Source organism: Clavibacter michiganensis subsp. insidiosus (assembly GCF_002240565.1).
Classification (GTDB): Bacteria; Actinomycetota; Actinomycetes; order Actinomycetales; family Microbacteriaceae; genus Clavibacter; species Clavibacter insidiosus.
The window spans coordinates 2,817,806-2,839,388 of record NZ_MZMO01000001.1; the positions used below are offsets into that span (position 1 = coordinate 2,817,806).

Genomic DNA, 21,583 nt, shown 5'->3' on the forward strand with positions numbered 1-21,583 from the left:
CCGGTCACGGCGTCGCCCCCGGCCTACGCTGACGAGATGAGCACCGACGCCCGCGCCCCGCGCACCCTGTCCGACCACCGGCCCGAGGACGCGGAGGACCTGACGATCGAGGTGCCGGCGGCGCGGTTGTCGGCCGTGCGCGTGCCCGCCCGCACCGGGGATCCGGCCACCGCGCCCGTCGCGCTGCTCGTGCCCGGCTTCACGGGATCCAAGGAGGACTTCTTCCCGCTCCTCGGCCCGCTCGCCGACCGCGGCTTCACGGTCGTGGCGTTTTCGCAGCGCGGCCAGTGGGGATCCACCGGCCCCGGCCAGGCCGAGCCGCCCGTCGACGCGTCGGGCTACGAGCTCGAGACCCTCGGCCAGGACGTGCACCACGTGGTCGACGCGCTCGCAGGTCGCGGCGGATCCGGCGGCCGTCACGTCGCGACCGACGCCGCGCCCACCGCGCCCCTGGGCCCCGTGCACCTCCTCGGCCACAGCTTCGGCGGCGTCGTCGGCCTCCAGGCCGTGATCCGCGACCCCGGCCGCTTCGCCAGCTACACGCACTGGAACTCGGGCCCCCGCAGCCGCGGCGAGCGCTCCGAGCAGATCGCCGCGGTCCGCGCGTCGGGCAGCGCCGGGCTCTGGCCGCTGTGGTTCCTGCCCGAGCAGCTCGACGGCGACGATCCCGAGGTCGAGTGGTTCCGCACGCGCCTCGTCGGCACGGCGTCGGCGCAGCTGCTCGGCGCGCTCGAGATCATGCAGGAGCAGACCGACCGCGTCGACGAGCTGCGCGCCACCGGCGTCCCCGTGCTCGTCTCGCACGGCTACGCCGACGACGCCTGGCCGCAGTACTGGCAGCGCGACATGGCCGAGCGCGCGGGCGCCCGCTACGAGGTCGTCGCGGACGCCGGCCACTCCGCCCAGGTCGACCAGCCGGAGGCGAGCGCGGATCTGCTCGCGGGGTTCTGGCGGAGCGCGGCGCCGGCCGCCTGATCGCCCAGGCGGTTTGCCGCCCGCGGGACCAGGCCCGTCAGGACAGCCGGCCCGTGTCCTCCTGGAACCACCGGATCAGCTCGCGGAGGGCGGGCCGGATGGCGTCGTCCGGACGCTCGCCCTGCAGGTCGTCGAAGGTGTCGCGGTAGCCGGGGATCCGCTCGGCCACGCGGGCGTCGTACTTCGCCATGCCCATCGTCCAGTCCGGGAACTGCCGCTCGGTGATGCGCTCCTCCATGAGCGTGGAGATGCGCCCGTGCCGGTCGTCGGCGAGGATCGCCGCCATGCGCTCGCGCACGTCGGCCTCCTCCCCCTCGATGAGCTGGAGGAAGCGCCCCTGCCGGTGGACGAGCAGTCCAGTCAGCCCGTGGGCCTCGTTCGTCGCCCGGCTCTGCGCCAGCAGCTGGGCGAGGTCGACGTCGTCGAAGGAACGCTCGGCGGTGCTGGAGTAGACGATGGAGAGCATGGTGTCCTTCCCGGTGCGCGAGGCCGCGCGTCCTCGGGCGGGCTCGGGTCCCGCCGCCCCTCCAGCATGGCCCCGCCAGGCACCCCCGCCCAGGCGGCGGGACCCGCCGCTCGCATCGTGGACGGCGGCCGTCAGGCCCGGTCGTGCAGCGTCACCTGATAGCCGTCCGGATCCGCGAACGTGAAGGTCCGGCCGAACGGGCCGTCGAACGGCGCGGTCACGATGCGGTGACCGGCCGCGACGAGCGCGTCGTGGATCCCCTGCACGTCGGTCGCGTGCAGCCAGACGGCCGCGCCGATCCCCGGCTGCGGCGTCCCGGCGATGTCCGTGCCAGCGACCACGTCGCGGAGCGCGAACGCGATGGGCGTCGTGGTGAAGACGACCGCGTGCGGGGGTCCGGCGGGCGAGCGGACGAGTCCGAGGTACCGCTCGTAGAAGACTCGCGAGGCGTCGAGGTCGGTGACCTGGAGCGAGATGAAGTCGGGTCCGGTGACGGGCATGGTGCCTCCTGTGTTCGATGTCAGATGCCTGACATGGAGGAGCGTATGTCAGACTGCTGACATGAGTCAAGGCAACGACGGCATCGACCTCCCGACCTCGCTCGGCTACCTGCTGAAGGAGGCCGCGAGCGCCCTGCGCACCGCGATGGAGGAGGCGCTCCGACCGCTCGGCATGACGATCACGCACTACTCGTGCCTGGAGCTCCTCGCCCAGCGTACCGGATCCTCGAACTCCGACCTCGCCCGCGGCGCCTTCGTGACCCGCCAGTCGATGAACGTGCTGCTGCAGTCCCTTGAGCGCGACGGATCCGTGACCCGGCCCGCCGAGGAGGTCGTCGGCCGCGTGCAGCCCACCCGCCTCACCGCGAAGGGCCGCCGCGAGTTGGCGAAGGCGACGGCCGCGGTGCGCGCGGTGGAGCTGCGGATGCTCGCGGACCTCACGCAGCACGACCGAGACGCGGCCACGCGGATCCTGCGCGCCATGGTGCGCGCGCTGCGCACCGAGTAGGCCCGCGAGGACGCGGCCGCGGCGATGGTGAGACAATAGAGGACGCCCTGGTAGACCGCTGTCGCGAGCATCACCTCGGCCGCCGCCACCAGGAGCACCGGGAGGCCGACGCAGAAGACCACGAACACGGTCTCGAAAACTATCGCCCTCAGGAACCGGACTTCCTCTATCTCCAAGAGACTCGGCGTCAGATGCCACTCGCCCGGGGAAAGCAACTGTTGCCCGACCCCGCTCGCGCAGGCGCACCAGACACGCCCCAGACCGGTGCAGCTCGCGCGACGCAGCAACGTACTGCTCGGGGGCCCGTAGAGATCCTCCTGCAAGCATTCGCGGTTCGCAGAGTGGCAGGAGTTCGCTCCGCAATCCAGGATTGCCGCGGGGCCTCGAGGAAACTGTCAAGCACGACTACCTGCTCGTACTCGCGGCTCACGCCCGGGCGGCGAATCACGGAAACCCTGGCTTTTCTAAGGACTCAGCTACCACAAACGGAGGAAGTTCACTGACGAGCCGCTGAGTTTCAAGGCTCACCGTCACAAGGGAGCGAATCAAGTTGACTACATACCGCCAGTCGCCATGATCACGCAACCAGTCGTTTGGATCATTGACAATTCCGCTCGCCGAATCAACTTTTACGTTGTAGCGATCAATGATCCATTCTAGCGGACTCTTACCGCCCACCTTGTACTCGGCCTCCACCTCCGGAATACCCGCCAAAGTCAGGTATTCGTTATACCGCACCGTCGTGTGATCTTTTCGGGACCCCCACGCGAGCTTCCTGATCGCGAATCGCTCAGCCGAGCTAGATGGGGCCGTGGACGCCCACTCTTCCTTCACACCCAGATAGGGCTCGGCGGACTCGTAATCGAGGTGAAGGCACGCAAGCTCGCGGCCGACGCGAACATACTCCGAGAAGCTATCCACCAACGGTATCCTTGGCAACATCTTTGCCAGGTCGGCGCCATATGTAGCCCGATATGTTGGATGATGAAGCAACGCGTAGACGCTATAAAATATATCGTCCTTTGTAACCATCTCCCCGTGGGCGTCTCTGTAACGATGGAGAGTTGCGTCGGTGATGTTGTCAACGCGACGGTAGCCATCCACCGTCTCGTCTGAATTATATAACGCATCTAGGTTGATCCCGCCATCCGGAAGAGCCGTCGGTTCCCAGATATACCTCGAAAACACTTGTGTTGACCAGTTAAGATTCAAGTCCACCAATCCCGCGACCATCAGCGGCGGAGACAGTTTACGTGAGTCAGCCGTGACCGCAATGGCGATGTTTTGATGTGCTTCAGTCGGAGAGAGCCTCTGGGAAATACCAGGGCTGTCTATCATCGCCTGGTCATACCACAGCTTCATTTTCACGAACGGCCGGTAACTGACCCGCCGAATTACACCGTCGCTGAGGTCTAGCCTCTTTTCCCGTCGTCGCCGAGTCTCTAGACTTCGCGACCATCCAATTCTCGCACCATCAACCTTGCGATTCCGGTCGTCGATGTACATGTCAAATTCCTTGACCAAACGAGAAATGTTTTCACGCAGCGCCGCCTTACCGAAGTTATAGACCCACACGTCACGATTAGTAGATGCACCCAGTGCAAAGGTAGTGAAAACGCCAGATGTGGTATCCCTACCCTTGGTAGCCTTGTCACCAATAGGCTGGAATGACCCAAATCGCTCGTCGCGATGATTGATCCAGTCTCCGGCCCCGTTCGGGACAATTGATTCAAACTCTGTTCCGTCAACAGAACCTTCACTAACAAGGCGCTCGAGCTTTTCCTCGCGGCTCATAGAGTCCCCGATGTCCAGGTAGTCAATCCGGGCTGCTCCCTGGTGACCGGGCTCCTTCACGAGGAACGTGATTGCTACGCCGGTCTGACTACCTCCTCCGAACACCTTTCCGCCTTCCAGCCGCCAATCCTTCTTGCGCTGATTTCCGCGCAAATTGTATATAACAATCTGACTGAACTCATTGACCCAGCTGAGACGCACACCTTCCGCAGTCGCCCCCTCTAGAAAACCGGAGTTTGATACAAAGGCGATGACCCCAGCATCCCCAATGCGATCGGACGCCCAACGAATGGCGCGGTAATACGAGTCATAGAGATCTGACTTGCGGATTCCAGACGACATTGCGACATACGAGTTTTTGATCGCCGTATCGATTTGCGGATACTTGGCGTTCTTGCTCTCATCATTCGCACTAGACTGCCCTGCTCTATATGGCGGATTCATGACCACAACGTTAATAGGCATCGACCGCTGTTTCTCCAAACGCGCTGTGTTTTCGGGGAACACCCCTCCGGCGAGCTCATTGTCGCGCTCGCCCATGGCGAATGTATCGGTAAGGCTTATGCCCTGGAAGCCACCAGTCGTCGGCTCGAGACCTAATTCGCGGCAGGACTCTCGATAGACGCTTTCGATATTTACGGCGGCAATGTAGTAACTCAGTAATACGATCTCGTTCGCGTATAGTTCGTGACTGTATTTGCGAGATAGATCCGCTGGTTTGACCAGGCCTGTTTGCAGCAAGCGAGTAATGAAGGTGCCAGTACCGACGAAAGGATCGATAATGTTTACGCCTTGGTCACTAAGCCGACGACCAAAGCGTGCATTCAGTAAATCATCGGCTGAGCGAAGAATGTAGTCTACCACCTCAACAGGAGTGAACACGATACCCATTTTGTCGGATAAAAGCGGGAAGGCTTTCGTGAAGAAACGATCGTAAAGTGTGCGCAAAAGCTCTTGCTTAGCTTGAACAGTGCGCAGTCCTCGAATGCGATCAGTTACTCGTGAGTAAAATAAGTCCAGGGGCTTGCGCTCGCGGTCAAAGGCGGAGTTTTCATGAAATGTACCCACGACCGCCTCTAGTGCAACAGCGACCGGGTTATCCTGTGAGAAACTGCTGTCCGGGAACATGGCCTCAAAAACAGGTTTCGTGATGAGGTGCTGGGCAAGCATCTCAAGAGCCTCTTCGTCGCTGATCTCTGGGTTACCCGTCGCCTTCAGCGCAGCAACGAAGGATTCGAATGGATCCTTGTCCGCACCAGGCGCGTCCAAATGGGCCCGGATCAGTGAAATGAAACGCTGGGCAATGTCGGCGATGTCTCCAGCCCAGTCGTCCCAGTACATCCGATCGCCGACTTTCGCGACCAGCTTCGCGTAGACCGCGTCTTTCCATTTTCCAGCGTCCGTCATAGAGAATAAAGGAGAGGAGGCGGTCAGCCCCGACGAATGGTCGCTGCCGGCTCCGCCGCCCGCGTCGTCACCCTCAGCGCCGCTCGTACCAATCCCGTGACCGACAGCGCCCTTCTTAGCCGTGAAATCAAGCCGAAGTATAGTGATCTGCTCCGGTGGGATGCCGGTAAGCGCCGCCTGGTTAATGGCGGTGTCTAAGCGTTCATCGTGTGCCCGGAGCGCTTGCAGTACTTGCCACACCACACGGTATCGGTCATTGTCATTCAGAGCGTCTTCCGGCTCCACGCCGGCGGGGATCGCGATCGGAAGCACGATGTAACCAACTCGTTTGCCCTCGGCCCGGCGCATCACCCGCCCTACAGCCTGAACGACGTCTACCTGACTTTTACGAGGATGAAGAAATAGCACGGCGTCTAGGCTGGGGACGTCAACACCCTCACTGAGACAGCGGGCATTGGTGAGCACCCGTGCAACGGCTCTATCGTGCCGATCGGTGACGCCCTCCGACTTCAACCAATCTAGTAGCGTGCCACGTTCCGTAGCGTTCATTGTTCCGTCGATGTGTCGTGCCTGTACAGTCAAGTCGTCGGAGGGGTCATCGTTGAGGATGTTAGATAGATGTCCATCGACCAGGGTCTCAAAGTCGTTAGCGACACCCTTAGAGGTTTTGATGTCCTTCGCGAAGGCGATCGCTTTCCTCATAGGTTTGAGGTCCGCCCCAAAGCCGCCAGCGAGCTGACCGGCGTTACGCTTGGCAAGGGCGTTGTAGCAACCAATTAGTTTCGCGACGTCGCCAATCTGCAGTTCGTGGCCGTCGTCAGCGAGTTCGCGTTGAAAACCCTCAACTATTTGATCCTCGCTCACGCCTAACACGATCACCTTGTAATCGGTCAGCAGCTGTGCACGAACTGCCTCGTCGAAACCGATGCGATACAGCTCCGGCCCGAACAACGACTCGTCGTCCATGGAGATAAGCTCGGCTTCCTTCTGCCTGGCCAAGTTCTTGACATCAGGAGCGAAGATGCGAGGCGTGGCGGTCATGTAGACACGCTTGCTGCCGGCCACGTAAGCGTCGTCGTGAATACGCGTGAAGTGAGACTCTTCCGCGCCGGCGAGCGTGGCGCCGGTGGTCCGATGGGCCTCGTCGCAAATGATCAGATCAAAGGCGGGTGCACCCAACTGTTGGGCTGTCGCGATGGCGTCGATAGACTGATAGGTCGAGAAAACAACCACCATGCCTTCTGCGTCTTCCTGCTCATCCAGGAGTTCCGCGAGGCGCCGACCGTCTGTGGTAGCCGGCGCACCGAGATCTTCGAGCATCACACTGGTAAGGTCGTCGTTCTTTGTTCGCCCAATGTTCATGTCACTGCCGACGACGAAGGCCCGGAAGCCCAGCTCGGGGTCGTGCTCGGCACTCCACTCGGCCAGCGATTGCTGCAGGAGAGCGAGCGACGGAACCATGAAGAGAACTGAAGAGCTGCCGCTTGAGTGCTCGCGCGTCCACCGCTCAGCAAGCTTCAAAGCTGTAAAGGTTTTACCCGTACCGCAGGCCATGATCATTTTGCCACGATCAACTCCTGGCCTTTTCGAGGTACCTCTGAACCCTTCAATTACAGCCGATATGGCGCGGCGTTGGTGAGCACGCTCAGTCTTTCGGGCATGGCGCGCGGGTGCCTTTGCCGGGTACTTCAACTCATAGCTCGACCAGTCAACCGCGCAATGCCGTAACTCCTCAAGATTCACGCGCCTAACCGGCTTCGTCCGGTTGCGCAGCGCTTCCTCAGCGTGAGTCGACCAGGCTCCGACAGTCGTATCGATGACCAGGCCTTCCGTGAAAGGCTCCTTGCCCACGGCCTCAAAGAATGAGTCGAGGTCCTTCTTCTCGATCCGGTGCATCTCGTCAAAGAACTTCACCTGAACGGCCAGCAAACCGCCGCCCCGAATCTCGGCGACCAAAGCTATTCCGGTATCAGGCCGCCCTTCTCGTCCCGGCCAGTCCTTCCAAAGCCAGACGGTACCCAGCTGGTCGGCCCAAAGCGGCTCAACCGTGAGGAAGTGTTTAGCCAACTGCTCAAGGTAGTTGCCCTTCATTCGCTCGCTGTCAGCTAGACCGCGCAGCTCATTTAGCAGTCGGTCAACCGACGTGTTGCCTTCGGAGCGCCTCGGCGTCAATGACGGCCATTCCGAGTCGTGACTATTATTATTCGTTTCGGCAATCACGCGTGGAGGCTCCTTTTCGCCGCGGGCCCGATACTGGCGGCACACTTGATATCGTTATCGATGGCCACACGGGGTCGACAACTACATGACTATATGTCTTGCGCGAAAGCGATTGTCGCTGACTAGGTCGAGTACACCGCATATACCCCGACAACACAAGCAGGTCGCCCTACCGCTCGACGACGAGCCGCCTGAGCTCCGCCGAGGACACGTAGCCGAAGCGGTGCAGCTCGCGCCAGGCAGCGACGTACTGCTCCTGGCCCATGTCGAGATCCGCCTGCAGGCGCTCGCGGTTCATGGTGCGGGCGTCCGCGCGGCTGAGGAAGCGCGCGAGGTCGGACGCGTCCGTGCCGAGGCGGGCGTCGTCGGCCCAGCCGTCGTGGATCAGGGTCAGGCCTCGAGGAGGTCGTGCAGCACGACGACCTGCTCGCGCTCCGGGCCCACGCCGATGGCGGAGATGCGGGCGCCGCTCATGCGCTCGATGGCCGTCACGTAGTCCTGCGCGTTCTTCGGCAGGTCCTCGAAGCGGCGGCAGCCGGTGATGTCCTCCTGCCAGCCGGGGAACTCCTCGTAGATCGGGGTCGCGTGGTGGAAGTCGGACTGCGAGACGGGCACCTCGTCGTGGCGCACGCCGTCGACGTCGTAGGCGACGCAGACCGGGATCGTCGCGAGGCCCGAGAGCACGTCGAGCTTGGTGAGCACGAAGTCGGTGACGCCGTTGATGCGGGCCGTGTAGCGCGCGATGGGCGCGTCGTACCAGCCGCAGCGGCGCGGGCGTCCGGTGGTGGTCCCGAACTCGAAGCCCTTGGCGCGCAGGTACTCGCCCGACTCGTCGTGCAGCTCCGTGGGGAAGGGACCGGCGCCGACGCGCGTCGTGTACGCCTTGACGACCGCGATGATCCGCTCGAGCCGGTTCGGCGCGACGCCGGATCCCGTGGCCGCGCCGCCGGACGTGGCGCTCGACGACGTGACGAACGGGTAGGTGCCGTGGTCGATGTCGAGCATGGTGGCCTGGCCCGCCTCGAACAGCACGGTCTTGCCGTCGTCGAGCGCGGCGTTCAGCTCGAGCGACGCGTCGCACACCATCGGGCGCAGGCGCTCGACGTAGGAGAGGAGGCTCTCGACGATCTCCTCGGCCGAGATGGCGCGGCGGTTGTAGATCTTCACGAGCATGTGGTTCTTGGCGTCGAGGGCCGCCTCGACCTTCTGGCGCAGGATGTTCTCGTCGAAGAGGTCCTGGATCCGGATGCCGACGCGGTTGATCTTGTCCGCGTACGTGGGCCCGATGCCGCGGCCGGTGGTGCCGATCTGGCGCTTGCCGAGGAAGCGCTCCGTGACCTTGTCGATGGTGCGGTGGTAGTGGGTGATGACGTGCGCGTTGGCGCTCACGCGGAGCTTGGAGACGTCGACGCCGCGGGCGGCGAGCGCGTCGAGCTCGTGGAAGAGCACCTCGATGTCGACGACCACGCCGTTGCCGATGACCGGCACGACGCCCGGCGTGAGGATCCCGGACGGCAGCAGGTGCAGCGCGTACTTCTCGTCGCCGACGACGACCGTGTGGCCGGCGTTGTTGCCGCCGTTGAACTTCACGACGTAGTCGACGCGGCTGCCGAGGAGGTCGGTCGCGCGTCCCTTGCCCTCGTCACCCCACTGGGCGCCGATGATCACTACTGCGGGCATGGCTCACTCCTCATCGGGGCGGGTCGGTCGGTATGGATCGGGTGACGTGCGGTGGTGGCGGCGGTGCGGTGGGTCAGTCCTGGCCGCGGATGACGATGGCCTCCGTGGGCGGGAGGGCTCCGGCGGTGGCGGCCTCGATGTGGCCGGCGGCCGTGGGGTCCGCGTCGCGCAGGAAGGCGCTGAGGCGCGAGACCTCGTCCTCCTCGCCGATGGCGGCGGCCGCGCGACGCAGCGCGTAGAGGGAGCGGAGGACGCCGCGGTTCGGCTCGTGGCTCCACGGCACGGGGCCCTGGCCCTTCCAGCCGGACTTGCGCAGCGAGTCGAGGCCGCGGTGGTAGCCGACGCGCGCGAAGGCGTAGGAGGCGATGCGGTCGCCCTGCACGTACGCGGAATCCGCGAGCAGCGCCCAGACGAGCGACGACTGCGGGTGGTCGGCGGCGATGGCGCCGAGGGTGTCGTGGTGGCCGTCGGCATCCTGGATGCGGGCGGCGACCTCGGGCTCGTCGGCCAGGCGCGTCTCGGGCACGCCGAGCAGGTTCTCTCCAGTCACACTCGATCCTACCAAGGCGGTCCTCCGGGTCCCGAGGGCGGGCGGATCCCGTCGCGGGTGTCCGCCGAGCGCGCCTGGGAGGGGATCCCGGGATCCGGGGCATGCGCGGGCCGCGCGCGACGTTGGCGGAGGGGTACCTACGAGAGGACATCCCCATGAAGACGTGGTTCATCACCGGCGCATCCAAGGGCTTCGGCCGCGAGTGGGCGGAGGCGGCGCTCGAGCGCGGCGACCGCGTCGCCGCGACGGCCCGCGACACCTCCACGCTCGACGCGCTCGTCGAGCGGCACGGCGACGCCGTGCTCCCCATCCGTCTCGACGTCACCGACCGCGACGCCGGCATCGCCGCCGTGAAGCAGACGGCGGAGCGCTTCGGCTCGCTCGACGTCGTGGCCAACAACGCGGGCTTCGGCCAGTTCGGCGCCATCGAGGAGCTCACCGAGGACGAGGCGCGCGGCCAGTTCGAGGCCAACGTGTTCGGCGCGCTGTGGATCACGCAGGCCGCCGTCACGATCATGCGCGAGCAGGGATCGGGGCACATCGTGCAGGTCTCGAGCATCGGCGGCATCAGCGCGTTCACCAGCACCGGCATCTACCACGCGTCGAAGTGGGCGCTCGAGGGGTTCAGCCAGTCGTTGGCGCTCGAGGTGGCGGAGTTCGGCATCCACATGACGCTCGTCGAGCCCGCCGGCTACAGCACCGACTGGTCGGGCCCCTCGGCGAAGCGCGCCGAGCCCATCGCGGCGTACGACGGCATGCGCGAGCGCCGCACCGCGGGCTACAAGAACACGACGCCGGGCGACCCGACGGCCACGCGCGACGCGATCCTCGCCATCGTCGACGCGGACGAGCCGCCGCTGCGGATCTTCCTCGGCGACGGCCCGCTCGCCATCGCGGAGAAGGACTACGCGTCACGTCTCGAGACGTGGCGGAAGTGGGAGGACGTGTCGGTCGCGGCGCACGGGAAGTAAGGACGCGGGCGACAGCTAGCAGCCGTGGAGGGCGCCGGCGGGCGAGGCCGTGTCGGCGCCCTCGGGTAGCGTGACGGGCACCGCCGCTCGACCCGAGGAAGGACCCGCGTGCGCATCCTCCACACGAGCGACTGGCACCTCGGGCGCACCCTCCACGGCGAGGACCTGCACGCGCATCACGCGGCGTTCCTCGACCACCTCGTCGCGCTCGTGGAGGAGCGGGAGGTCGACGTGGTGCTCGTCGCGGGCGACGTCTACGACCGCGCGGTGCCGGGCGTGCCCAGCGTGCGGCTGCTCGGGGACGCGCTCGCGCGGCTGAGCGCGCTCGCGACCGTCATCGTCACGCCGGGCAACCACGACTCGGCCGCGCGGCTCGGGTTCGCGTCGGCGCTGCTGCGGGACGGGTTGCGGATCCTCGCGTCGGTCAAGGCGCTCGACGTGCCCGTGGTCATCGACGACGCCGACGGGCCCGTGGCGTTCTACGGGGTGCCGTACCTGGATCCCGACGCCGTGCGCGCTCCGCTCGCCGCCGCCGCCGACGCCCCTCCCCTGCCGCGCTCGCACGAGGCCGTGCTGGGTGCCGCGATGGACCGGGTGCGCGCCGACGCCGCCGGACGACCGGAGGCGCGCGTGGTCGTCGTGGCGCACGCGTTCGTCACGGGAGCGGCGCCGAGCGAGAGCGAGCGGGACATCCGCGTGGGCGGGTTCGACCAGGTGCCGGCGTCGGTGTTCCGGGGCGCGGACTACGTCGCGCTCGGGCACCTGCACGGGGCGCAGGAGGTGCGGGCGGAGGGCCCGCGCATCCGATACAGCGGCTCGCCGCTCGCGTTCTCGTTCGGGGAGCGGATGCAGCGGAAGTCGAGCGCGCTCGTGGAGCTGGCGGCCGACGGATCCACCACGGTCGAGCTGATCGAGGCGCCCGTGCCGCGGCGGCTCGCGGAGATCACGGGGACGCTCGCGGAGATCACCGACGGGCGGCACGCCGACCTCGCGGACGCGTGGCTGCGCCTGCACGTGACCGATCCCGTGCACCCGCCGCACCTCGTCGCGCGCGTGCGGGAGGCGCTGCCGCACGCGCTCGTCGTCCTGCACGAGCCCGCGGGGCGCGTGGAGGGCAAGCGGTCGCGCGTGGTCGACGCCACGACGGATCCGCTCGAGGTCGCCGCCGACTTCGTCGCGTACGCGACCGGGGCGTCGCCCACCGAGGCCGAGGCGCTCGTGCTCCGCCAGGCGTACGAGCAGGCCCTCGGCGCGGACCGGAGCGCCTGATGGACCTGCACCGCCTCACCCTGCGCGCGATCGGGCCGTTCGCCGGCGAGCACGTCATCGACTTCGCGGAGCTCGGGCGCTCGGGGCTGTTCCTGCTCGAGGGGCCGACGGGATCCGGCAAGTCGACGCTCATCGACGCCGTCGTCTTCGCGCTCTACGGGTCGCTCGCGAGCGACGGGTCGAGCCGCGACCGCCTGCACAGCCACCACGCGGCGCCCGGCGTGGAGCCGTACGTCGAGCTGGTGTTCGAGACGGCCGCGGGGATCCACCGCGTGCGGCGGAGCCCGCAGCACCAGCGCCCCAAGGCCCGCGGCACGGGCACCACGAACCAGAACGCGACCGCGACGCTCGTGCGCCTGTCGTCGCCCGACGCCGACGCGGGCGAGGTGATCGGCACCAGCACGCAGGAGGTGGGCACGGAGATCGCGCGCATCGTCGGGCTCACGCGCCCGCAGTTCGTGCAAACCGTCGTGCTGCCGCAGGGCGAGTTCGCCGAGTTCCTGCGATCGACCGGCGAGCAGCGGCGGCTCGTGCTGCAGTCGCTGTTCGGCACGGCCGTCTACGACGCCACGGCCAAGCAGCTCGCCGAGATGCGCACGGCCGCGAAGGCGCGCACCGACGCCGCCGACGCGAGGGTCGCCGAGGCGCTCACGGGCCTGCGCGAGGCGACGCGGGTGGATGCGCTCGAGGTCGCCGACGCCGCGGACACCGTGCGGCTGCTGGCCGAGCTGGCGGACGCGGCCGAGCAGGCGCGCGCCGAGGACGAGCGGGCGCGCCGGGACGCGGCGGACGCCCTGGCCGACGCGGAGCGGGTGTCGCGCGGGGTCGACCGGCGGCGGGCGCTGATGGCGCGCGAGGAGGCCCTGCGCGCGGCGGCCGAGGAGATCGCCGGGCTCGCGCGACGCGCGGAGGAGGCACGGCGGGCGGCGGCGGTCGCGGGCCAGCTGGCCGGGCGCGACCGGGCGGATGCGGCACGTTCGGCGGCCGAGGTCGCCGACGACGCGGCGCGCGCGGCGTGCCGGGAGGAGCGGCCCGCCCTCGCCGACGCCACCGCATCGGCGCTGGCCGAGCGGCGCGACGCGCTCGTGGCCGAGCTGACGACGCTGGCCGACGCGGAGGCGCGCGAGCGAGCGCTGCCGCGCCGTCGCGCCGACGCGCGGGCCGCCGAGGACGCGGTGGCGGCGCGCGAGGCCGCCGCGGAGGAGGCCGAGGCGGCGCTCGCGGAGCGGCCGGCCGGGCGGATCCCGCTGGTCGAGGCCCGGGACGCCGCGGCGGATGCGGCGGGCGGCGTCGACGCGGCGCGCACGGCGGTCGCCGAGGCGGAGGCCACCCGGCGGCGCGTGACGGAGCTCGGGGAGCTGGAGGCGCGGATCCACGCGGCCCGGGACGCCCTCGACGCGCGCTCGGCCGCCGCGGTGTCCGCGGTGCGCCACGAGGCCGATCTGCGGCAGCGCAAGATCCGCGGTCTCGCCGGCGAGCTGGCCCGGGAGCTGGAGGACGGCGCGCCGTGCCCCGTGTGCGGCGCGGTCGATCACCCGCACCCGGCGCCGAGCGCGCCCGGGCACCCGGACGACGACGAGATCGAGCGGGCGGCCGAGGCGCGCGCCCGGGCCGAGCGGGCGCAGGGCGACGCGGCGCAGGCGCTGTCGGCGGCGACCGCGCGGCACGAGGTCGCCCAGGCGGCGCTCGACGGGATCACCGCCGAGACCGCCGACGCCGAGGTCGCCGCCCGCGCCGCGCGCCTCGCGGAGGCCGAGGCGGCCGGCGGTGCGCTCCGGACGGCGGAGGCGGCGGTCGTCGCGCACGACGCCGAGACCGAGCGGATCCGCGCCCGCCGCGACGACGCCCGCGCGGCCCTCTCGGGGCTGCGGGAGCGCGTGATCCGGGCGCGCGAGCTCCTGGTGGAGGACGAGGCGGCCGTGCGCGCGGGGCTCGCGGAGCGGGACGCCGACGGGCACGCGACCGACGACGCCGACACCGACGACACCCCGCGCGTCGCCGCCCTGGTCGCCGACCGCGCCGCCGAGCGCGCCCTCGTCGACCGCCTCATCGCCCTCGCCGCCGCCCGCGAGCGCACGGCCGCCGACGCCGCCGAGCGCGCCGCGGAGCTCGCCCAGGCGCTCGCCGAGCGGTCGTTCACGACCGAGGAGGAGGCCCGCGCCGCGGCGCTCCCGCCGGCCGAGCTCGAGGCCGTCGCCCGGCGGGTCGCCGCGCACGAACGGGAGCAGGCCGTCGTCGCGGAGGGCCTCGTGGATTCCGAGGTCGCGTCGCTCACGGGCGCCGAGCACCCGGATCCCGACGCCGCCCGCGCCGCCCTCGACGCCGCCCAGGCCGCCGCGCGCACCAGCGCCGAGCGCGCCGCCCGCGCGCGCGACCGGGCCGACCGCAGCGCCACGGCCCTCGCCCGCCACGACGCCGCCCGCCTCGAGAGCGCCCGCGCCGGCGACGAGGCGCGCGCCGCGATCCGCATGGCCGAGGTCGCGAACGCCGTCACCCCCGAGAACACGCGCGGCACGACCCTCGGCACCTACGTCCTCCTGCGCCGCTTCGAGGACGTGGTGCAGGCCGCCAACGCGCGCCTGCGGATCATGTCGAGCGGCCGCTACGAGCTGGAGGTGAGCGAGGAGCGGGAGGCGACGAGCAGGTCGCGGAAGACGGGGCTGGCGCTGCAGATCCGCGACCACGTCGTCGACCGCGTGCGCGAGCCCGCGAGCTTCTCCGGCGGCGAGACGTTCTACGCGTCGCTCGCCCTCGCGCTCGGCCTCGCCGACGTCGTGCAGGCGGAGGCGGGCGGGCTCCAGCTCGGCACGCTCTTCGTCGACGAGGGCTTCGGCACGCTGGATCCGGAGACGCTCGACGCCGTCATGTCCGAGCTCGGGCGGCTCTCCTCCGACGGCCGCACGGTCGGCATCGTCAGCCACGTCGAGGAGCTCAAGCAGCGCGTGGCCGACCGGATCGAGGTCCGGCGCCGGGCGGACGGGTCGTCCACCCTCACGTCGACGGTCAGCTGAACGGGTCGCGCCGCTTCGCGTGGAGGTGCCGCCGCCAGTAGAAGGTCGCGCCGCCGCCGAGGCCCGCCGCGAGCACGAACGCGATCACGCCCACCACGCCGAGGCCGCCGCCGGTCTGCACGGTGACCACGCCGAGCGCCACCATCACGAGGCACGAGCGCAGCAGGATGAAGGCCAGGGACCGGTCGCTCGTCATGCGGCGCCTCTCGGGGGTGCGGATGCGGTGGGGAAGACGACCGCGATTCCCGAGCCTAGGAGGCCCGGCCGTGCGGATCCGGTGCGCGCGCCGACCGCCCGCGGTGCGCCGCCGGGGCGCGCGCCGGGAGGCGATGTCCCCCGCTGCGGCACACGGCCGGGGGACGCGATTTCGCTCAGCGGATATCCGCGGAGCGACGACCCGCTCTCTGACGCGGCGGCGCCGAATGACTGTCACCTCCCGGCACCCCGGAGGGGCCTGACCGTGAGTGCACGATGCATGATGAGCGGGAGGGCGGAGACGATCGACGCCCAGAGACCGCAGGAACCATGACGACAACGCTGACCCCCGCCGGAACGAGGGATCCCTCGCACCGCCCGCGCACGCCGCACGCCGACGCCGACGCCGACGCATCGCTCGCCGCGTCGCTCGTCGCGCCGTCGCCGACCGCCACGTCCGTGGCCGGGCCGGGCGCCCCCGCGGATCCCGCTGTCCCCGACACCTCCTCGCTGGGCACCGGCTCCCTCTCGCTCGTCGCCGGGGCCGGCGCCGCCGTCATGGGCATGGCCGCCGACGCGGCCGCCAGCGACTCTGCGACCGCGGATCACGCCCCGCAGGACGCGCACCCGGAGCCGGCCGCGACAGCACCTGCCGCCGCCCCCGCCGACACGGCCGCCGCCCCCGCATCAGCTCCCGTCGACGCCTCCACCGAGCCGTTCCTCCGCGCCGTCCTGGCCGGCGCCGACATCGACGAGGCCACCTCCAGCTTCAGCGCGGTCCTCGAGGGGATCCGCTTCGCCCCCGACCGCCGCACGAACACCTTCTCCTACCGCTACGCGGTCCTCGGCAGCGAGCGCGTCACCCTCCGCACGTCGCGCATCGCCGGCACGCAGTGGGCCGAGAGCGGCCGGCTCCCCGAGCACGTGGTCACCTGGTTCCTCGAGGGGCAGATCACGGTCGACCGCGGACACCGCGCCGTCAGCTCCCGCGGCCAGCTCCCCTTCCTCCTCCCCACCGGCCGCCCCTTCCAGTACCAGGCGAGCGCCACGCGCCAGAACTGCGTCCACCTCGACGCGGGCTTCCTCGAGCAGACCGCGACGGAGTTCCACCACGGCCCCGCGCGGCCGCTGCTGTTCGAGCACCAGAACGTGCCGACCGCCGAGACGGCCGCCGTCTGGCGCCGCGCGGTCGCCGCCGCGGCCCCCGTCATCACGGATCCCGACGCCTCTCCCCTGATGCGCCTCGAGGCCGACCTCTCCCTCGCCCGCGCCACGCTCCGCCTCTTCCCGTGGGATGACGTGGAGATGCCGGACGAGCTGCGCACGCCGCGCATGGCGCACATCCGCGTGGCCGTGGAGTACCTGCACCACAACGCGCACCTGCCGATCACGCCCGCCGAGGCCGCAGCCTCCGCCGGGATCTCGACGCGCGTGCTCCAGCTCGCGCTCCGCCGCCACCACGGCCAGACGCCCACCGAGTACCTGCGCGGGATCCGCCTGCGCCGGGTGCGCGCGCAGCTCCTGGACGCGACGCCCACCACCACGACCGTCCGCAGCGTCGCCGAGGAGTGGGGCTTCGCGCACCTCGGCCGGTTCGCGGCGTCGTACGCGGGAGTCTTCGGCGAGCTGCCGAGCGAGACGCTGCGGAGCTGACCCGGGCGGGCGCGCCACCGCGAGCTGGGAGCTCGCCGGACTAAGTTGCACACACGTGTGCAGGATCACTACCCTGGTCGCATGACCTCCCTCCCCTCCGCGCGCGCGCCCCGCAAGGACGCCGCGACGAACCGCCAGGCCCTCGTCGACGCGGCCGTGGTCGCGCTCGACCGCGACCCGGACGCGTCCCTCGAGACCATCGCCGCCGCCGCCGGCCTCAGCCGCCGCGCCGTCTACGGGCACTTCGCCACGCGCGACGACCTCGTGCGCGAGGTGCTGCGGCGCGGCGCCCGGCGCATCGTCGAGTCGCTCGCCGGCATCACGCACCCCGACGGCCGGATCCACGTCGCGCTCATCGGCGCCCGGCTCTGGGCCGAGGTCGAGCAGGTGCGCGTGATGGCGCGGGTGGCCGTCCGCGGGCCGCTGGCGCGCGAGGTCGGCACCGAGCTGGCGCCGCTCCGGGCCGAGCTGCAGCGGGTCGTCGAGCGCGGGATCGCGGCGGGCGAGCTGCGCGGCGACATCCCCGCGCCGACGCTCGCGCGCCTGATCGAGGGCGGCGCGCTCGCGGTGCTCGACGAGGCGACCCGCAGCGACATCGGCCGCGCCGAAGGGCACTCCCTCGTGATCCTCACCTCGCTCGCCCTCTGCGGCCTCGACTGGCGCGCCGCCGGCGAGCTCATCGCCGCGACGCCGGAGCTCCGCGAGGCCGCGCCCCGTGTCACCGATGCCGCCGCCGCCGCCCGGACGGAGGCCGCGTCGTGATCGTCACCCTCACCGACGCGCGCGTCGGCGACGGCCCCGCGCCCGCCCTGCCCGCCATCTCGCTCTCCTACGGCGGCCCGGATCTCGTGGTCGCGGTCGCCGAGACCGAGCTGCGCCCCACCGTCCTCTCGCTCGTGGCGTCCGGACGCATGCGGATCGACGGCGGATCCCTCGCCCTCGACGGCGACGACTCCGACGGCGTCGCCGCGCGCGTCGCCGAGCGGGTCGCTCTCGTCGACACCCCGCGGATCAACGAGCCCGCCGACGACGTCACGCTCCGCGCGGTGGTCGCCGAGGAGCTCGCGCTCGCCGGGCACCGCTCCGGCCGGCACGAGGTCGGCGCGATCCTCGACGATCAGGGCCTCGCCGACCTCGCCCGCGCGCCCTTCTCCGCCGTACCGGCGGTCGCGCGGATCCGCCTGCTCACCACGCTCGCCGCCTCCCGCGCGGACGTCGAGGCCGTCGTCGTCACCTCGCCCGAGCGGCACGGCGGCGCCGTCGCTGAGTGGATGCGCGTGCTCCGCGGCCTCGCCCGCTCCGGCACCTGCGTCCTCGTCGTCACGAGCGAGGCCGCCGCCGAGGCGATCGCCGCGCTCCCGGCCGACGACGCGATCGCCGCCCCCGAACCCACCCCCTCGATCGACGGAACGCTGGACCGATGAGACTGATCCCCCTGGTGCGCGCCGAGCTGACGCGCCTCACCGCCACCACCATGTCCAAGATCGCGCTCGTCGCGCTCGTGCTGGTGCCCGTGCTCTACGGCGGTCTGTACCTCTGGGCGAACCAGGATCCGTACAGCAGCCTCGACAAGGTCCCCGCCGCGCTCGTCGTCGCCGACCAGGGCGCCACGGTCGACGGCAAGCCGGTCGACTACGGCACCGACGTCGCGAAGGACGTGCTCGACGACGCCTCGTTCGACTGGCACGAGGTCTCCTCCGCCGAGGCGCGCACGGGCCTCGAGGACGGCACGTACGACTTCACGCTGACCATCCCGTCCGGCTTCTCGGCGGCGCTCTCGTCCGCCTCGGGCACGGATCCGCAGCAGGCCCGCGTGGTCATGGCCACCGACGACGCGAACAGCTACCTCGCCACGACCATCGCGCAGCAGGCGGGCGCGCGGATCACGAAGTCGGTCGCCTCGCGCGTCGGCACCGAGGCCGCGGGCAAGCTCCTGCTCGGCCTCGCGGACGTGCGCTCGAGCCTCGGCGACGCGGCATCCGGCGCGCAGCAGCTCGTCGACGGGACCGCCACCGCGCGCTCCGGCGCGGACTCGCTGGCGGACGGGAACGGGAAGCTCGCGACGGGCGCGGACACGCTCTCCAACGGCCTCGGGCAGCTCCGCTCGGGCACCGCGCAGCTCCCCGCCCAGACCCAGGAGCTCGCGACCGGCGCCGACCAGGTCGCGTCAGGTGCGGCGACGCTCTCGACCGGCGCGAACGACCTCTCGACCGGCGCCGCCGCGCTCACGCCGGGCGCGCAGAAGACGGCCGCGGGCGCCCGGAAGGTGGCCGACGGCAACGCGCAGATCGCGGCCCTCGGATCCACCGCCACCGCGGGCGCCGACAAGCTCGCCGGTCAGGTGCCGGCGATCCGCGCGGCGATCCAGGAGCGCATGGAGGACGCCGGCATCCCGAAGGCCGACATCGACGCCGCGCTCGCGAAGCTCGACGTGCTCGGCACCGACATCACCGATTCCACGACGAAGACGGACGGCCTCAACGCGCAGCTGCAGCAGCTCGCCGCCGGCAGCGAGCAGGTCGCCCAGGGCAGCGCCCAGGTCGCCGACGGCGCCGGGAAGCTGCAGACCGGATCCGCCGCGCTCGCGACCGGAGCCGGCACGCTCGCGTCCGGCAGTTCGCAGGTCGCGACGGGCGCCGATGCGCTCGCCAAGGCCTCCCCCGCCCTCGCCGACGGCATCGCGCAGGCCGCCGACGGCAGCGCGACCCTCGCCACGGGCGCGCACTCCGCGGCCGACGGCGCGACCTCGCTCGCGTCCGGACTCGGCACGCTGCAGGACGGCACGACGAAGCTGCGCGACGGCCTCGACTCGGGGCTCGACCAGATCCCCGCCTCCACGGACGCGCAGCGGAACGCGCAGGCGGACACCATCGGCGACCCGGTCGCGCTGCGGCAGGACGCCGTGACGCAGGCCGGCGAGTACGGCGCCGGGCTCGCGCCGTTCTTCATCAGCCTCGCGGCGTGGATCGGGATCTACGCGCTGTTCCTCATCGTGAAGCCTCTGTCGCGCCGCGCGATCACGGCCCGCAAGGCGCCGCTCCGGATCACGCTCGCGGGCTGGCTCACGCCCGCGCTCCTCGGCGTCGTGCAGATGGCCGGGCTCTACGCGATCGTCGCCGGGGCGCTCGGCTTCCACATCGCCCACCCGCTCGCCATGTACGGGACGATGGTGCTCGCCTCGATCACGTTCGCGGCGATCATCCTCGCGCTCAACGTGCTGCTCGGCAGCGTCGGCCAGTTCCTCGGGCTCGTGCTCATGGTCGTGCAGCTCGTCACCGCGGGCGGCACGTTCCCCTGGCAGACCCTCCCCGGCCCGCTCGCCGCGCTGCACCACGTGCTGCCGATGAGCTTCGCGGTGGATGCGCTCCGGCAGCTCATGTACGGCGGCGACCTCGGGCAGGCGGCGCAGGACGCCGGCGTGCTCGCGCTGTGGCTGGTCGCGGGGCTCGCGGTGGCGCTGGCCGGGGCGATCCGGATCACGTCGCACCGCACGCTGCGGGACCTGCGGCCGTCGCTCATCGGCTGACCCCGCGCGACCCCGACGCCGCCCGCCCCGCCTGCTAGACAGGTCGGGCGGGCGGCGCCGGCTGCCGCGGAGAGGACGGACCGTGTCATTCCTCGAGGCACGGGCGCCGTGGGGCTCGCCCGTCGTGCCGGGCATCCCGCTGCCGCCCTTCGCCGATGACGCAGCGCACGCGCGCTACGTGCGGATGCTGCAGACGCACCTCGCGCTCGTCGACGGCGGCGGACCCGAGCTGCCGACCGTCGCGCTGGCCGTGGCGCTCGACCGCCCCCGGTTTCCCACCGCCACCGCCGACCACCGTCGCCTCACGCCGTTCGAGCTCCAGGTGAGCCTCACCTCGTGGTTCCCGGCGCCGTGGACTCCCGAGGCCCTCGCGGACGCGCTCGTCGACGCGCCGTACGGCGGCCCGCGGCGCACGCGCGCCGGCTGGCGGTGGATGGGCGATCCCGACTTCACCGCCGAGCCCGCGCGCGGCGGCGGCTGGACCGTGACGCGCCACGAGCGCGGCACCGTCGACACCGTGCACCTCGCCGACGACCGAGACCTCGTGGTGCTCTGGCTGTCCCACCATCGCGGCCGGTACGGATATCCGCTCGCGCACTCCCACGACGCCGCGGACGCCGTCGCGCTGGCGCCCGCGTCCCTCGCGGTGATCCGGAGCGACGCCGTCGACGCGGCCTTCCCGTACCGCGCGACGTGGCGCGAGGAGCGCGACGGGGCGCTGGCGGCGGCGCGTGCCGCCGAGGACGGCGCCCGCTAGGACGCCTCGGGCTCCCGCGGGCGTCGTGAAGGTCTCGCCCGACAGCGGCGCGTAGCCGCCCGAGAAGAAGGTCACCGGCTGCGCGAGCGACCGGATCAGCG

At 70.4% G+C, this 21,583-nt stretch carries 17 protein-coding genes; 10 read left to right on the top strand and 7 right to left on the bottom strand.

What is annotated here, in order from left to right; genetic code table 11:
• Positions 1-36: 36 nt before the first annotated feature.
• On the top strand, positions 37-975 hold the full coding sequence (locus tag B5P21_RS13570; protein WP_045526798.1) for an alpha/beta fold hydrolase: 939 nt from the start codon (positions 37-39) through the stop codon (positions 973-975).
• 37 nt (positions 976-1,012) lie between these two features.
• On the opposite strand, the gene B5P21_RS13575 is transcribed toward B5P21_RS13570, so the two are convergent.
• Entirely contained in the window at positions 1,013-1,441 is a 429-nt protein-coding gene (locus B5P21_RS13575; RefSeq protein ID WP_045526796.1) for a BLUF domain-containing protein, read from the bottom strand.
• 131 nt (positions 1,442-1,572) lie between these two features.
• Positions 1,573-1,941, bottom strand: a complete 369-nt coding sequence (locus B5P21_RS13580; protein ID WP_045526794.1) for a VOC family protein — start codon at positions 1,939-1,941, stop codon at positions 1,573-1,575.
• A gap of 61 nt (positions 1,942-2,002) precedes the next feature.
• Between B5P21_RS13580 and B5P21_RS13585 the strand changes: the two genes are divergently transcribed.
• Positions 2,003-2,449, top strand: coding sequence for a MarR family winged helix-turn-helix transcriptional regulator (locus B5P21_RS13585; RefSeq protein WP_094171274.1), 447 nt, complete (start codon positions 2,003-2,005; stop codon positions 2,447-2,449).
• A 444-nt stretch (positions 2,450-2,893) separates the two neighbouring features.
• Here B5P21_RS13585 and B5P21_RS13590 read toward each other — a convergent pair whose 3' ends face one another.
• From B5P21_RS13590 to B5P21_RS13600, 4 genes are all read right to left on the bottom strand, one after another.
• Entirely contained in the window at positions 2,894-7,870 is a 4,977-nt protein-coding gene (locus B5P21_RS13590; protein WP_133064198.1) for a type ISP restriction/modification enzyme, read from the bottom strand.
• A 169-nt stretch (positions 7,871-8,039) separates the two neighbouring features.
• On the bottom strand, positions 8,040-8,168 hold the full coding sequence (locus B5P21_RS17580; protein WP_011931910.1) for a hypothetical protein: 129 nt from the start codon (positions 8,166-8,168) through the stop codon (positions 8,040-8,042).
• Between the two features lie 92 nt (positions 8,169-8,260).
• Positions 8,261-9,550, bottom strand: coding sequence for an adenylosuccinate synthase (locus B5P21_RS13595; protein ID WP_045526789.1), 1,290 nt, complete (start codon positions 9,548-9,550; stop codon positions 8,261-8,263).
• Positions 9,551-9,623: 73 nt separating this feature from the next.
• The gene (locus B5P21_RS13600) at positions 9,624-10,100 is read right to left on the bottom strand and encodes a DUF3151 domain-containing protein (protein ID WP_045526788.1); all 477 of its coding nucleotides are present in this window, start codon (positions 10,098-10,100) and stop codon (positions 9,624-9,626) included.
• Between the two features lie 155 nt (positions 10,101-10,255).
• Here B5P21_RS13600 and B5P21_RS13605 point away from each other — a divergent pair, with 155 nt between their 5' ends.
• From B5P21_RS13605 to B5P21_RS13615, 3 genes are all read left to right on the top strand, one after another.
• The gene (locus B5P21_RS13605; RefSeq protein ID WP_172457207.1) at positions 10,256-11,071 is read left to right on the top strand and encodes an SDR family oxidoreductase; all 816 of its coding nucleotides are present in this window, start codon (positions 10,256-10,258) and stop codon (positions 11,069-11,071) included.
• 108 nt (positions 11,072-11,179) lie between these two features.
• Positions 11,180-12,340 (top strand): exonuclease SbcCD subunit D, encoded by a 1,161-nt coding sequence (locus B5P21_RS13610; protein WP_045526786.1) that lies wholly within the window; start codon positions 11,180-11,182, stop codon positions 12,338-12,340.
• Positions 12,340-15,351, top strand: a complete 3,012-nt coding sequence (locus B5P21_RS13615; protein ID WP_094171276.1) for an AAA family ATPase — start codon at positions 12,340-12,342, stop codon at positions 15,349-15,351. Before B5P21_RS13610 ends, B5P21_RS13615 begins: the two co-directional genes overlap by 1 nt.
• On the opposite strand, the gene B5P21_RS13620 is transcribed toward B5P21_RS13615, so the two are convergent.
• Positions 15,344-15,547, bottom strand: a complete 204-nt coding sequence (locus tag B5P21_RS13620) for a hypothetical protein (RefSeq protein ID WP_045526785.1) — start codon at positions 15,545-15,547, stop codon at positions 15,344-15,346. The genes B5P21_RS13615 and B5P21_RS13620 overlap by 8 nt on opposite strands.
• A gap of 329 nt (positions 15,548-15,876) precedes the next feature.
• Between B5P21_RS13620 and B5P21_RS13625 the strand changes: the two genes are divergently transcribed.
• The 5 genes from B5P21_RS13625 to B5P21_RS16895 all read left to right on the top strand — a co-directional run bounded on the left by B5P21_RS13625 (position 15,877) and on the right by B5P21_RS16895 (position 21,482).
• Positions 15,877-17,199, top strand: a complete 1,323-nt coding sequence (locus B5P21_RS13625) for an AraC family transcriptional regulator (protein ID WP_045530151.1) — start codon at positions 15,877-15,879, stop codon at positions 17,197-17,199.
• Positions 17,200-17,280: 81 nt separating this feature from the next.
• Positions 17,281-17,961, top strand: coding sequence for a TetR/AcrR family transcriptional regulator (locus B5P21_RS13630; protein WP_045526783.1), 681 nt, complete (start codon positions 17,281-17,283; stop codon positions 17,959-17,961).
• Positions 17,958-18,623, top strand: a complete 666-nt coding sequence (locus B5P21_RS13635) for a hypothetical protein (RefSeq protein WP_094171277.1) — start codon at positions 17,958-17,960, stop codon at positions 18,621-18,623. The genes B5P21_RS13630 and B5P21_RS13635 overlap by 4 nt, the downstream gene beginning before the upstream one ends.
• Positions 18,620-20,725, top strand: coding sequence for a YhgE/Pip family protein (locus tag B5P21_RS13640; protein WP_045526781.1), 2,106 nt, complete (start codon positions 18,620-18,622; stop codon positions 20,723-20,725). Before B5P21_RS13635 ends, B5P21_RS13640 begins: the two co-directional genes overlap by 4 nt.
• Positions 20,726-20,807: 82 nt before the next feature.
• Positions 20,808-21,482: a hypothetical protein gene (locus B5P21_RS16895; protein WP_045526779.1), complete on the top strand. Its 675-nt coding sequence runs from the start codon at positions 20,808-20,810 to the stop codon at positions 21,480-21,482.
• Positions 21,483-21,583 lie beyond the last annotated feature (101 nt).